Genomic DNA, 12,998 nt, shown 5'->3' with positions numbered 1-12,998 from the left:
CCGCTTTCGCGAGCAAGCCCGCACATTGGTCCTGTAGTCACCTCAAGGGCTCAGCGGGCCTTGGTTTTCTTCACCTCCACCAGCCGACGCAAATGGCAGGTCACTTCCTCGCGGTCGTGATACAGCTGCTTGCAGCCGATCTCCACGCGAATGCCGCGCGCCTTGAAACCGTCTTCGATGCGCTCCAACAAGCGCTTCACTTCGGCGTAACGCTGCTTCATCGGCAACTTCAAGTTCACCACCGCTTCACGGCAATGCCCCTCGCCGATCCAGGTTTCCAGCAGCGCGGCGTTACGCGCAGGCTTCTCGACGATGTCGCAGACCATCCAGTCCACCGGCTGCTTGGGCACGAAGGTAAAGCCGTCGGCCATCAAGTGCTGCACCAGGCCGGTGTCCATCAGGCTTTCGGCCATGGGGCCGTTGTCGATGGCGGTCACCAGCATGCCGCGGTTGACCAGTTGCCAGGTCCAGCCGCCCGGCGCTGCGCCGAGGTCGACGCCGGTCATGTCGCCGTGCAGGCGCTCGTCCCATTGGTCGCGGGGGATAAAGTGGTGCCAGGCCTCTTCCAGCTTGAGGGTCGAGCGGCTTGGCGCGTCGCGCGGGAACTTGAGGCGCGGGATGCCCATCGGCCACATGGCCGAGTTGTTCGGCTCGGCCAGGCCCATGAACACTTCACGGCCGCTTTTGAAGGTCAGCAGCAGGCGCGGCTTGCTCGGGTCATCCACCAGCTTGCCGGCGTTCAATAAAGCTTTACGCAGGTGCACTTCGAATTTTTTGCAAAAATTCGAGAGTTCCTTGCCGTCGTTGGTGTCGACCATTTCCAGCCACAGGCTGCCGCACACCGGAAAACCCTGCAGGTGAGCGAGGATCACGCTGATGCGGTCAGTTTCCGGCAGGTCGATGAATACCCCGCGCGCCCACTGCCTTGGGAAGATCAGCTCGGCAAAGCGCTGGCCGTGCATCAGGCGCTGAGCGCCGTCTTCTTCGGTGCAGACAAATTCGGCGCAGGCGCTGCCGGTCTTGGCCTTGGCATAGCCGGAAACGTTCAGGCGCGCGGCGAGGTCCGCGATCTCGGAACAGACTTCGCTTTCAAAACCCGGGCGGCAGTGCATAAAAAGGGTGTTCATCAACTCTCCTGGTGAATCAACCGACGTTGCGCTGTCGCAATGCCTGTCATGAAAACCCGCGCATGATAACGGAGTTCGGAACCTTGGACTTAACGATAGAGTCCAGTTATTAGCCTGCTAATGAAAACAGGGCTAAGTTGATAGCTCTGTTCGTCCCGTCAGGTCCGTAGCCGTGCGGACCATAAGGAGTCGTGTCATGTCATCGCTTGATAGCCTGAGTACCCTTAAAACTCTTGAAATAGACAGTAAAACCTACCACTACTTCAGCCTGCCCGAAGCCGCCAAGCGCTTGGGCGACCTGGATAAGCTGCCGATGTCGCTCAAGGTGCTGCTGGAAAACCTGCTGCGCTGGGAAGACGGTAAGACCGTCACTGGCACCGACCTCAAGGCTATTGCCGCCTGGCTCAAGGAGCGTCAGTCCGACCGTGAGATCCAGTACCGCCCCGCCCGGGTGTTGATGCAAGACTTTACCGGTGTGCCCGCCGTGGTCGACCTGGCCGCCATGCGCGCCGCCGTGGCCAAGGCCGGTGGCGACCCGCAGCGTATCAACCCGCTGTCGCCGGTGGATTTGGTGATCGACCACTCGGTGATGGTCGACAAGTTCGGCAACGCCGACGCCTTCGAGCAAAACGTCGACATCGAGATGCAGCGCAACGGCGAACGCTACGCCTTCCTGCGTTGGGGCCAGAGCGCCTTCGATAACTTCAGCGTGGTGCCACCGGGCACTGGCATCTGCCACCAGGTCAACCTCGAATACCTCGGCCGCACCGTGTGGACCAAGGACGAAGACGGCCGCACCTACGCCTTCCCCGACACCTTGGTCGGCACCGACTCCCACACCACCATGATCAACGGCCTCGGCGTACTCGGCTGGGGCGTGGGCGGGATCGAAGCGGAGGCTGCGATGCTCGGCCAGCCGGTGTCGATGCTGATCCCGGAAGTGATCGGCTTCAAGCTCACCGGCAAATTGAAGGAAGGCATCACCGCCACCGACCTGGTGCTGACCGTGACCCAGATGCTGCGCAAGAAAGGCGTGGTGGGTAAATTCGTCGAGTTCTACGGCGATGGTCTGGCCGACCTGCCGTTGGCCGACCGCGCCACCATTGCCAACATGGCCCCGGAATACGGCGCCACCTGCGGCTTTTTCCCGGTGGATGAGGTAACGCTGGACTACCTGCGCTTGTCTGGCCGACCTACGGAAACCGTAAAACTGGTTGAGGCCTACACCAAGGCGCAGGGCCTGTGGCGCAATGCCGGCCAGGAGCCGGTATTCACCGACAGCCTGGCGCTGGACATGGGCAGCGTCGAAGCCAGCCTCGCCGGGCCAAAACGCCCACAGGACCGAGTGTCGCTGCCAAATGTCGGCCAGGCATTCAGCGACTTCCTCGACCTGCAGTTCAAACCCACCAACAAGGAAGAAGGTCGCCTCGAAAGCGAAGGCGGCGGCGGGGTTGCCGTGGGCAATGCCGACCTGGTGGGCGAAACCGACTACGAATACGACGGCCACACTTACCGCCTGAAAAACGGTGCCGTGGTGATCGCCGCGATCACCTCCTGCACCAACACCTCCAACCCCAGTGTGATGATGGCGGCCGGGCTGGTGGCGAAAAAGGCTGTGGAAAAGGGCCTCACCCGAAAACCTTGGGTGAAAACCTCGCTCGCCCCGGGCTCCAAGGTGGTCACTGATTACTACAAGGCCGCAGGTCTGACCCACTATCTGGATAAACTCGGCTTCGACTTGGTGGGTTACGGCTGCACCACGTGCATCGGCAACTCCGGGCCGTTGCCCGAGCCGATCGAGAAAGCCATCCAGAAAGCTGACCTTGCCGTAGCGTCGGTGCTCTCCGGCAACCGCAACTTCGAAGGCCGCGTGCATCCGCTGGTCAAGACCAACTGGCTGGCGTCACCGCCCCTGGTCGTGGCTTATGCCCTGGCCGGCACCGTGCGTATCGATATCAGCAGCGAACCGCTGGGTAACGATCAAGCGGGCAATCCGGTCTATCTGAAAGACATCTGGCCCACCAGCCAGGAAATTGCCGACGCCGTCGCTCAAGTCACCACGGGGATGTTCCACAAGGAATACGCCGAAGTGTTTGCCGGTGACGAACAGTGGCAAGCGATTGAAGTGCCGCAAGCCGCGACGTACGTGTGGCAGAAAGACTCCACCTACATCCAGCACCCGCCATTCTTCGACGATATTTCCGGGCCTCTGCCGGTGATCAAGGACGTCAAAGGCGCGAATGTGCTGGCGATGCTGGGAGACTCGGTCACCACTGACCACATCTCCCCCGCCGGCAACATCAAAACCGACAGCCCTGCAGGCCGTTACCTGCGCGAACAAGGCGTGGAGCCACGCGACTTCAACTCCTATGGCTCACGCCGAGGCAACCATGAAGTGATGATGCGCGGCACCTTTGCCAACATCCGCATCCGCAATGAAATGCTCGGCGGCGAGGAAGGCGGTAATACGCTGTATATCCCTACCGGCGAGAAAATGCCGATCTACGACGCCGCGATGAAATACCAGGCTTCGGCCACGCCGCTGGTGGTGATTGCCGGCCAGGAATACGGCACAGGCTCAAGCCGTGACTGGGCGGCCAAAGGCACCAACCTGCTGGGTGTGAAGGCCGTGATTGCCGAGAGTTTCGAACGCATTCACCGCTCCAATCTGGTGGGCATGGGCGTGTTGCCGCTGCAGTTCAAGCTGGACCAGAACCGCAAGTCGCTGAAGCTGACGGGCAAGGAGCAGGTCGACATTCTTGGGCTGACGGAGACAGAGATCGTGCCGCGCATGAACCTGACGCTGGTGATTACGCGGGAGGATGGCAGTACAGAGAAGCTAGAGGTGCTGTGCCGGATTGATACGTTGAATGAAGTGGAATACTTCAAGGCGGGGGGCATTCTGCACTACGTACTGCGCCAACTGATCGCGTCCTAACAAACGCTGAAGATCAAATGTGGGAGCGGGCTTGCTCCCTCCCACATTTTTGACCGCGTTCCGATCAGAACAGCCACTTCCACAGCAGCACCAGCACGACGACCGCCAACACCGGCCGGGCAATCCGGTACGCCTTGGGATGCTTGCGCTTCCACTGCTTCACCACACCGCTGAACGTGTCACTGAACGTCTTGCTCCAGGCATACGCCTGGTTGATCCCACCCACCCGCTCGTCATCCAGGTTCTGCGGTGCAGTCGCGCGGCCCAACTGCTTGCTGACCCAGCGGTTGACGCGGGTCATCACGCGGTTGCTCAGCGGCCGCTCAATGTCGCAGAACAGAATCACACGGGTCTGCTCGGTTTCGTTCTTGACCCAGTGCACGTAGGTTTCGTCGAACATCACGTCGTCACCGTCGCGCCAGGCGTATTCCTCGCCGTCAACAAAGATCCGGCAGGCGTCGGAATTCGGCGTGGACAACCCCAGGTGGTAACGCAGCGAGCCGGCAAACGGGTCGCGATGCGGGTTGAGGTGGCTGCCGCCAGGCAACAGCGCGAACATCGCGCCTTTCACGTTAGGAATGCTGCTCACCAGTGCTACGGTTTTCGGGCACAGTGCCTCGGCCGACGGCAGGGGTTTGTCGTACCACTTGAGGTAGAAACGCTTCCAGCCCTTCTTGAAGAACGACCCGAAGCCAGCGTCGTTGTTCTTTTCGGCAGCGCGGATGTAACCCTCGTCGAACAGGTGCATGGCCTCTTCGCGGATCACTTCCCAGTTGTCCTTGAGCACGTCCAGTTCCGGGAACTTGCTGCGGTCCAGGTACGGTTTGGACGGCACCGCCGAGAACAGGTACATCAAGGCGTTATACGGAGCGAACAGCGCCGAATGGTTGACGAATTGGCGCAACATCGGCAAACGGGCCTTACCGCGCAGGTGCACATACAGCGTGCTGCCAATAAACAACAGCAACACCGACAGTTTGGCGGCCAAAGAAAAGGTCATGCAGCAACTCCTGGAAATAAGCGCCTGGCCAACAGCAGACGTAGCAGCCGGCCATGATAAACATTTGGGCCAGTATGCAGAAGGCCTAGCTTACCTGCGCTGATTCACATCAAGCCTGGTTTTCCTGTTCGGTAAACAAATCGCTGAACAGCATGCTCGACAGGTAACGCTCACCGGAGTCCGGCAGAATCACCACGATGGTCTTGCCTTGCATTTCCGGCTTCTCGGCCAGGCGCACCGCCACGGCCATCGCGGCGCCGCAGGAGATGCCGCACAGAATCCCTTCTTCCTGCATCAGACGCCGGGCCATGGCCTTGGATTCGTCGTCGGTGACCAGCTCCACCCGGTCGACCATCGACAGGTCGAGGTTTTTCGGCACGAAACCGGCGCCGATGCCCTGAATCTTGTGCGGGCTCGGCTTGATTTCCTCACCGGCCAGCGCCTGGGTGATCACCGGCGACACGATTGGCTCGACGGCCACCGACAGAATCGGCTTGCCCTGAATGTTCTTGATATAGCGCGACACGCCGGTGATGGTGCCGCCGGTACCCACGCCCGCGACCAGCACGTCCACGGCGCCATCGGTGTCATTCCAGATTTCCGGGCCGGTGGTTTTTTCGTGGATCGCCGGATTCGCCGGGTTTTCGAATTGAGCCGGCATGAAATAAGTGGCCGGATCGCTGGCGACGATTTCGCCAGCCTTTTCGATAGCGCCCTTCATGCCCTTGGCCGGTTCGGTCAGCACCAATTCGGCCCCCAGGGCCTTGAGCACTTTGCGCCGCTCGATACTCATGGACGCCGGCATAGTCAGCAGCAATTTATAGCCACGTGCAGCGGCGACAAACGCCAGGCCGATGCCGGTGTTGCCGGAGGTGGGTTCGACAATGGTCATGCCCGGCTTGAGTTTGCCGGTGCTTTCAGCGTCCCAGATCATGTTTGCGCCAATGCGGCATTTCACCGAGTAACCTGGGTTACGCCCCTCGATCTTGGCCAGAATGGTCACGCCACGCGGTGCGATACGGTTGATCTGAACCAGGGGCGTATTACCGATGGAGTGCGCGTTGTCTGCAAAGATACGGCTCATGACGGGTCCTATTTGGCAGTTTCCAGAAAGCCCCAAGGGTATGCCTCACCTCTCGAAGCGTCCAGTCGGAGGAACGTTGGCGCATTCAAAACAGTCAACCTCCTAACTGCAAGGAGATCTGCACCATGAAACGTCGTTACAGTTGGCCGCTATGGACCGTCGCCGGGCTGGTGGTGGTATTGGTTGCCTTGAACATCGCGCTGCCCTATCTGGTGCGCAACTATTTGAATGAAAAGCTCGCCGACATGGGGGACTACCGTGGCGAAGTCACTGATGTGGACTTGGCGTTGTGGCGCGGTGCCTATCGCATCAATGGCCTGAAGATCGTCAAGGTCGACGGCAAGGTGCCCGTACCGTTCGTCAACGCGCCGTTGATCGAATTTGCCGTGAGCTGGCACTCGTTGTGGTACGACCATGCGGTGGTCGCCGAGGGGCATTTCGTCAAGCCGGAGCTCAACTTCGTCGACGGCGGCGCCAACAAGCAGGCGTCACAGACGGGTGAAGGCACCGACTGGCAGGAACAGTTGAGAAAACTGCTGCCGATCACCCTGAATGAAATGCGCATTGAAGACGGCAAGATTTCGTTCCACAACTTCAATTCCAAACCGCCGGTGAACATCAACACCACCTCGGTCAATGCCAGTTTCTACAACCTCACCAACGTGGTGGACGTCAAAGGCAAGCGCGACGCGCGCTTCGAAGGCAAGGCCTTGCTGCAAGGCCAGGCGCCATTGGAGGCCACGGCGACGTTTGATCCGCTGAGCGACTTTGAAGAATTCGAGTTCCGCTTCCGCGCTCGCGACCTGCAGCTCAAGCGCATGAATGACTTCGCCTCGGCCTACGGCAAGTTCGACTTCAAGGCCGGCACCGGCGACGTGGTGATCGAAGCCCAGGCCGAAAAAGGCCAACTGACGGGTTACATCAAACCGCTGCTGCGCAACGTGGAAGTGTTCGACTGGAAGCAGGACGTGGAGAACAAGGACAAGAACGTCTTCCGCTCGATCTGGGAAGCCGTGGTCGGCGCCAGTGAAACAGTGCTGAAAAACCAGAGCAAAAACCAGTTCGCCAGCCGCGTCGAGCTCAGTGGCAGCGTGCACCAGCAAGATGTCAGCGCGTTCTCGGCCTTTATCTCGATTTTGCGTAATGGATTCATCCAGGCATTCAATGCACGATATGAACAGCCCAAGCCCTCGGCGGACTAGGCCTGACTGACCATTCAGAGACTGAATAGCCTGTCTGCGTTCACAGTCGCCAGGGCTGCGCGGTATAGTCCGGCCATTGATGAATTCGAGGAAACACCGATGAAGTTCGAAGGCACCCAGGCCTACGTTGCCACCGACGACCTGAAACTGGCCGTCAACGCCGCCATCACCCTGGAGCGACCGTTGCTGGTCAAGGGCGAGCCTGGCACGGGCAAGACCATGCTTGCCGAGCAACTGGCCGAATCCTTCGGCGCCAAACTGATCACCTGGCACATCAAGTCCACCACCAAGGCCCATCAGGGCCTCTACGAGTACGACGCGGTCAGCCGCCTGCGCGACTCGCAACTGGGCGTGGATAAGGTGCACGACGTGCGCAACTACTTGAAGAAGGGCAAGCTCTGGGAAGCCTTCGAGTCCGAAGAGCGGGTAATCCTGCTGATCGATGAAATCGACAAGGCCGACATCGAGTTCCCCAACGACCTGCTGCAAGAACTCGACAAGATGGAGTTCTACGTCTACGAAATCGATGAGACCATCAAGGCGAAGAAGCGCCCGATCATCATCATTACCTCCAACAACGAAAAAGAGCTGCCGGACGCGTTCCTGCGCCGCTGCTTCTTCCATTACATCGCCTTCCCCGACCGCACCACCCTGCAAAAGATCGTCGATGTGCACTACCCCGACATCAAGAAAGACCTGGTCAGCGAAGCGCTGGACGTGTTCTTCGACGTGCGCAAAGTACCCGGGCTGAAGAAAAAACCGTCCACCTCCGAACTGGTCGACTGGCTCAAGCTGCTGATGGCCGACAACATCGGCGAAGCCGTGCTGCGCGAGCGCGACCCGACCAAGGCCATCCCGCCGCTGGCCGGTGCGCTGGTGAAGAACGAGCAAGACGTGCAGTTGCTGGAGCGTCTGGCGTTCATGAGCCGTCGCGGTAATCGCTGATGCTGCTCAACCTGTTCAACGAGATGCGCGCCGCCAAGGTGCCAGTGTCGGTGCGCGAGCTGCTCGACCTGATCAACGCGCTGAAACAGCGCGTGACCTTCGCCGACATGGACGAGTTTTACTACTTGGCCCGGGCAATCCTGGTAAAGGACGAACGGCATTTCGACAAGTTTGACCGCGCCTTCGGCGCGTATTTCAACGGCCTGGAAAAACTCGACGACCACCTGCAGGCACTGATCCCCGAAGACTGGTTGCGCAAGGAATTCGAACGCTCGCTGAGCGATGAGGAACGCGCGCAGATCCAGTCCCTCGGCGGCCTCGACAAATTGATCGAGGAATTCAAGAAACGCCTGGAAGAACAGAAGGAACGCCACGCCGGCGGCAACAAATGGATTGGCACCGGCGGCACCAGCCCGTTCGGTTCCGGCGGCTACAACCCCGAGGGTATTCGTGTCGGCGATGCTGGCAAGCGCCAGGGCAAGGCGGTGAAAGTCTGGGACCAGCGCGAGTACAAGAACCTCGACGACCAGGTCGAGCTGGGCACGCGCAACATCAAAATCGCCCTGCGCCGCCTGCGCAAATTCGCGCGCCAGGGTGCGGCTGAAGAGCTGGACATTGACGGCACCATCGACCACACCGCCCGCGATGCCGGGCTGCTGAATATCCAAATGCGCCCGGAGCGACGCAACACCATCAAGCTGTTGCTGCTGTTCGACATCGGCGGCTCGATGGATGCCCACGTGAAAATCTGCGAAGAGCTGTTCTCCGCGTGCAAGACCGAGTTCAAACACCTGGAGTACTTCTACTTCCACAATTTTGTGTACGAATCGGTGTGGAAGAACAACCTGCGCCGCACGTCCGAGCGCACGGCAACCCAGGACCTGCTGCACAAGTATGGCGCCGATTACAAAGTGATCTTTATCGGCGACGCGTCGATGGCGCCGTATGAGATTACCCAGGCGGGTGGCAGCGTCGAGCACTGGAATGAAGAGCCGGGTTATGTGTGGATGCAGCGCTTCATGGCCAAGTACAAAAAGCTGATCTGGATTAACCCGTATCCGAAGGATACCTGGGGGTATACGGCGTCGACGGGGATTGTGCGGGAGTTGGTGGAGGATCAGATGTATCCGTTGACCCTGCGGGGGTTGGAAGAAGGGATGCGGTTTCTCTCCAAATAAACGGCGCGCCCACATTTTGAAAAGCGCCGTTAGTTAAATCGGCGCAAATACTCAATGTGCTGCTGGTAGGCTGTCGGTTGTACGACCGGCGCCAACTTCACCTTCTCTCCCGGCAAGCACTGCGCCAATCGCGCCAGCGACAGCGGCGTCAACGCCCCCAGACGCGGATACCCCCCAATCGTCTGCCGATCATTAAGCAACACAATCGGCTGCCCATCCGGCGGCACCTGGATCGCCCCCAGCGCAATCCCCTCGGAAATCAACGACGGTCCCTGGTACTGCAACGGCGTGCCCAGCAAGCGCATGCCCATACGGTCGGCGCGGCTGTCGAGGGCCCATTCGGTGTTGAACGCATCGAACAGGCTTTGGCCGCTGAACTGACCGATCTGCGCGCCGACAATCACGTCCAGCGGTTTACCGGATGGCACCTCCTGGGCATTCATCACCTTCATTGCACCGCCTGTACCGGAATAGACCAGGCGCCCGCCTTCGGCCAGCGCCTTGCCAAAACCGTCTACCCCGCCCAATTCCTCCCGCACAACGGTGGCGCAACTGCCCAGCACATCCGGCGCATCAAACCCGCCCGGCGCCGCCAGGTACGCGCGCGCACCACTGAAAGGCTGGGTGAAGCGCAAACGCTGGCCCTTTTGCAGGATAAAACTGCGGCCGGGGCTGATGGCGCGCTCGTCGACATACGCACCCAGGTCTGCACCGGCCAGAGCCAGCAGGCAATAATCGTCGGCTTGCACGGTAAAGCCGCCGAGAGTGATTTCCACCACTGGCGCGTCCAGTGCGTTGCCCAGCAGCCAGTTGGCCCAGGACATCGACACCCAATCCAGCGCGCCGCCCTGGGTCACGCCCAAGTGGCGCACGCCAAAGCGACCGGCGTCCTGCAGCAGGCACAGCGGCGTGCTGGCCTCAATGATCAAGCGGCTCATGCCTGTGCCTCCAACGGCGTGTCATCGCCACCTAATTTGATGAACTGGGCGTGATCGACCGGTTCGAAACGTACGGTGTCGCCCGGTTGCATCAGGCTGTAGCCATCGCGATCACGGTCGAACAGCTTGGCCGGGGTGCGGCCGATCAGGTTCCAGCCGCCCGGGGATCCCATCGGGTAGGCGGCGGTTTGCCGTTCGGCGATGCCCACGCTGCCGGCCGCCACGCGCTTGCGCGGGGTGTTGAGGCGTGGCGTGGCGAGGATTTCATCCACCAGCCCCATAAAGGCAAAGCCAGGCGCGAAGCCAAGGGCGAACACCTGATATTCGTGGGCGCTGTGGCGGCGGATCACGTCGTCGATGGTCAGCCCGCTGCGTTGGCTGAGCAAGGTCAATTCCGGGCCGACGCTCAGGTCGTACCACACCGGCAGCACGTGGCGCTGGCCGCCGCCCTGGGCTTGCGGCTGCAGGTCGGTGAGGGCGTGAGTGATCAGCTCCCGTGCCTGGGCTGGGCTCAAGACGGTGAGGTCGTAATGCACCATCAAGGTGGTGTACGACGGCACCAGGTCCACCAATGCCGCGCCAAACCCGCTGCGCAGGCGCTGGCTAGCGGCGAGCATCCAGGGCATGTTGGCTTCGGCGATTGCATCAAACAGACGTACCATCAGGCAGTCGATGGCCACCACTTCAATCCGTGGCTTCATGCTGGTTTCAAGGCCTCGCGGATGCGCTTTACAGCTGCGACGGAACTGGCGTTGTCGCCATGCACGCACAGGGTATTGGCCTGTAAGGCCAGCGGGCTGCCGTCGCTGGCGGTTAGCGCCTCGCCACGGGAAATGGTCAGGGCTTGCTGCACGATGGTCTCAGAGTCGTGGTGCACCGCGCCGGGCAACTGGCGGGACACCAGATGGCCATTGTTGTCGTAGGCCCGGTCGGCGAAAGCTTCGAACCACAGGGTCACCCCATATTCGTTACCCAACGCCTGGGCCACGCTGTTGTCGCGAGTGGCCAGCAGCATCAGCGGCAGCTCGCCATAAGCGGCGACGGCCTGGATCACGGCGCGCAACTGCATAGGGTTGGCCATCATGTCGTTGTACATCGCGCCGTGGGGTTTAACGTAGCTGACCCGCCCACCTTGCGCCCGGCACATACCTTCAAGGGCGCCGATCTGATAGTGCAACAGGTCCTGGATTTCCTGCGCAGTGTAAGCCATGGAGCGGCGGCCGAAGCCCTGCAGGTCCTGGTAGGCCGGGTGCGCGCCGATTTGCACGCCGTGCTTGAGCGCCAGGCTGACGGTTTTGCGCATGATGCTCGGGTCACCGGCATGGAAGCCGCACGCCACGTTGGCGCAATCAATGAACGGCATGATCTCGGCGTCCAGACCCATGGTCCAGTTGCCGAAGCTTTCGCCAATATCGCAATTCAGTAGCAAACGGCTCACGGTAGGTGCTCCTGTAGGCTTTGTTTTTTTGTAGTGTGGGATTTTTTACGCAGAACTCGCAACTTGTCCTGACACCCCAACGGCGCTTATCGTGGAATAGCTCGATTTTTGGCGCTGGCCCGGTGCGGCGTCCAACTAATAAAAACCGATCCATGCATAAGAAAAAGTTGATCCCATGAATTTGAAGTTTCTCGAAACCTTCGTCTGGGTGGCCAAACTCAAGAGTTTCCGCCTGACCGCCGAGAAGTTGTTCACCACCCAGGCCTCGATCTCAAGCCGCATCGCCGTGCTGGAAAACGAGCTGGGGGTGAAGTTGTTTCTGCGTGACTCACGCGGCGTGAGCCTGACCCCGGAAGGCTTGAAGGTGCTCGATTATGCCGAGCAGATGCTGGTGACCCTGCAGGGTTTGAAGCAGTCCCTGGAGACCACCAGCAGCAAGGTCGGGCGCATCCGCATCGGCGCCATGGACACGGTGATCCACACGTGGCTCAGCCCGCTGGTGGCGGAACTGATGGACCATTTCCCATTGGTAGAAATCGAATTGGTCGCCGATACCGCCCTGAACCTCAGCGATCAACTGCAAAAAGGCTTCCTCGACCTGATCCTGCAAACCGACCTGCTGCGCCTCGAAAGCGTACGCAGCCTGGAGCTGGCCAGCCACCCCATGGCGTGGATCGTCGCCAGCCAATCGATCTACAATCGGGATTACGCTTCCCTCGCCGAACTGGCCCAGGAGCGCATCATCACCTACTCGAAAAATTCCCACCCGCACCAGGACGTCATCAGCCTGATGCAGGCCAACGACGTGGCCGCGCCGCGGATGAACTGCGTGAACTCGGTGTCGGCGATTACCCGCTTGCTGCGCGATGGCTTTGGGATTGGTGCGTTGCCGCCGGTGCTGGTCAGAGAAGAGCTGGCGCGCGGGGAATTGGTGATGCTGCCGATGGCGCAGCGCTTGCCGAACTTGCAGGTGGTGGTGTCGTGGCGTGTGGGGGTGGAGTTGGTGGAGGAGATTGTGGGGTTGTGTCAGAAAGTCGTTGCCCGCTATGCCGGGGAAGTCGGTGAAGACAGAATGTTACTGACGAAACCCGATTAAAACTGTGGGAGCTGGCTGCCTGCGATAGCCATCGGTATCTACACATTCTAAA

General features: G+C 60.3%; 11 protein-coding genes. 5 read left to right on the top strand and 6 right to left on the bottom strand.

Translation table 11 applies throughout. The annotated features are described in order from the left end of the window. Window positions 1-50: 50 nt before the first annotated feature. Entirely contained in the window at window positions 51-1,127 is a 1,077-nt protein-coding gene (gene rlmM, locus AACY52_RS16930) for a 23S rRNA (cytidine(2498)-2'-O)-methyltransferase RlmM (protein ID WP_339437149.1), read from the bottom strand. Between the two features lie 196 nt (window positions 1,128-1,323). Between rlmM and acnA the strand changes: the two genes are divergently transcribed. Next, window positions 1,324-4,065 (top strand): aconitate hydratase AcnA, encoded by a 2,742-nt coding sequence (gene acnA / locus AACY52_RS16925; RefSeq protein WP_339414881.1) that lies wholly within the window; start codon window positions 1,324-1,326, stop codon window positions 4,063-4,065. Window positions 4,066-4,129: 64 nt separating this feature from the next. Here the strand turns inward: acnA and AACY52_RS16920 are convergent, their stop codons facing one another. Further along, complete coding sequence (locus tag AACY52_RS16920) at window positions 4,130-5,065, bottom strand: aspartyl/asparaginyl beta-hydroxylase domain-containing protein (protein WP_339414882.1); 936 nt, start codon at window positions 5,063-5,065, stop codon at window positions 4,130-4,132. Window positions 5,066-5,174: 109 nt separating this feature from the next. Continuing rightward, a complete protein-coding gene (gene cysK / locus AACY52_RS16915) occupies window positions 5,175-6,149 on the bottom strand; it encodes a cysteine synthase A (protein ID WP_339414883.1) in 975 nt (324 codons plus the stop codon). A gap of 125 nt (window positions 6,150-6,274) precedes the next feature. Between cysK and AACY52_RS16910 the strand changes: the two genes are divergently transcribed. From AACY52_RS16910 to AACY52_RS16900, 3 genes are all read left to right on the top strand, one after another. Beyond that, on the top strand, window positions 6,275-7,351 hold the full coding sequence (locus tag AACY52_RS16910; RefSeq protein ID WP_339414884.1) for a DUF748 domain-containing protein: 1,077 nt from the start codon (window positions 6,275-6,277) through the stop codon (window positions 7,349-7,351). A gap of 99 nt (window positions 7,352-7,450) precedes the next feature. Continuing rightward, entirely contained in the window at window positions 7,451-8,296 is an 846-nt protein-coding gene (locus AACY52_RS16905) for a MoxR family ATPase (RefSeq protein ID WP_003210690.1), read from the top strand. After that, window positions 8,296-9,474 (top strand): VWA domain-containing protein, encoded by a 1,179-nt coding sequence (locus tag AACY52_RS16900; protein WP_339560640.1) that lies wholly within the window; start codon window positions 8,296-8,298, stop codon window positions 9,472-9,474. The genes AACY52_RS16905 and AACY52_RS16900 overlap by 1 nt, the downstream gene beginning before the upstream one ends. 29 nt (window positions 9,475-9,503) lie before the next feature. On the opposite strand, the gene AACY52_RS16895 is transcribed toward AACY52_RS16900, so the two are convergent. The 3 genes from AACY52_RS16895 to AACY52_RS16885 are packed head-to-tail and all read right to left on the bottom strand — an operon-like array spanning window position 9,504 to window position 11,850. Further along, window positions 9,504-10,412, bottom strand: a complete 909-nt coding sequence (locus tag AACY52_RS16895) for a biotin-dependent carboxyltransferase family protein (RefSeq protein WP_339414886.1) — start codon at window positions 10,410-10,412, stop codon at window positions 9,504-9,506. Next, window positions 10,409-11,113 (bottom strand): allophanate hydrolase subunit 1, encoded by a 705-nt coding sequence (locus AACY52_RS16890; protein WP_339560639.1) that lies wholly within the window; start codon window positions 11,111-11,113, stop codon window positions 10,409-10,411. The genes AACY52_RS16895 and AACY52_RS16890 overlap by 4 nt, the downstream gene beginning before the upstream one ends. Next, complete coding sequence (locus tag AACY52_RS16885; RefSeq protein WP_339560638.1) at window positions 11,110-11,850, bottom strand: 5-oxoprolinase subunit PxpA; 741 nt, start codon at window positions 11,848-11,850, stop codon at window positions 11,110-11,112. The genes AACY52_RS16890 and AACY52_RS16885 overlap by 4 nt, the downstream gene beginning before the upstream one ends. A 175-nt stretch (window positions 11,851-12,025) precedes the next feature. Between AACY52_RS16885 and AACY52_RS16880 the strand changes: the two genes are divergently transcribed. Beyond that, window positions 12,026-12,946: a LysR family transcriptional regulator gene (locus AACY52_RS16880; RefSeq protein ID WP_339414889.1), complete on the top strand. Its 921-nt coding sequence runs from the start codon at window positions 12,026-12,028 to the stop codon at window positions 12,944-12,946. The last annotated feature ends 52 nt before the right edge of the window (window positions 12,947-12,998 follow it).

This window comes from Pseudomonas sp. EA_65y_Pfl1_P113 (assembly GCF_963970525.1).
In the GTDB taxonomy this organism is placed as follows: Bacteria; Pseudomonadota; Gammaproteobacteria; order Pseudomonadales; family Pseudomonadaceae; genus Aquipseudomonas; species Aquipseudomonas tritici.
Note: the sequence above shows the minus strand (reverse complement) of the source record. Positions and strands in the feature narration are given on the sequence as shown.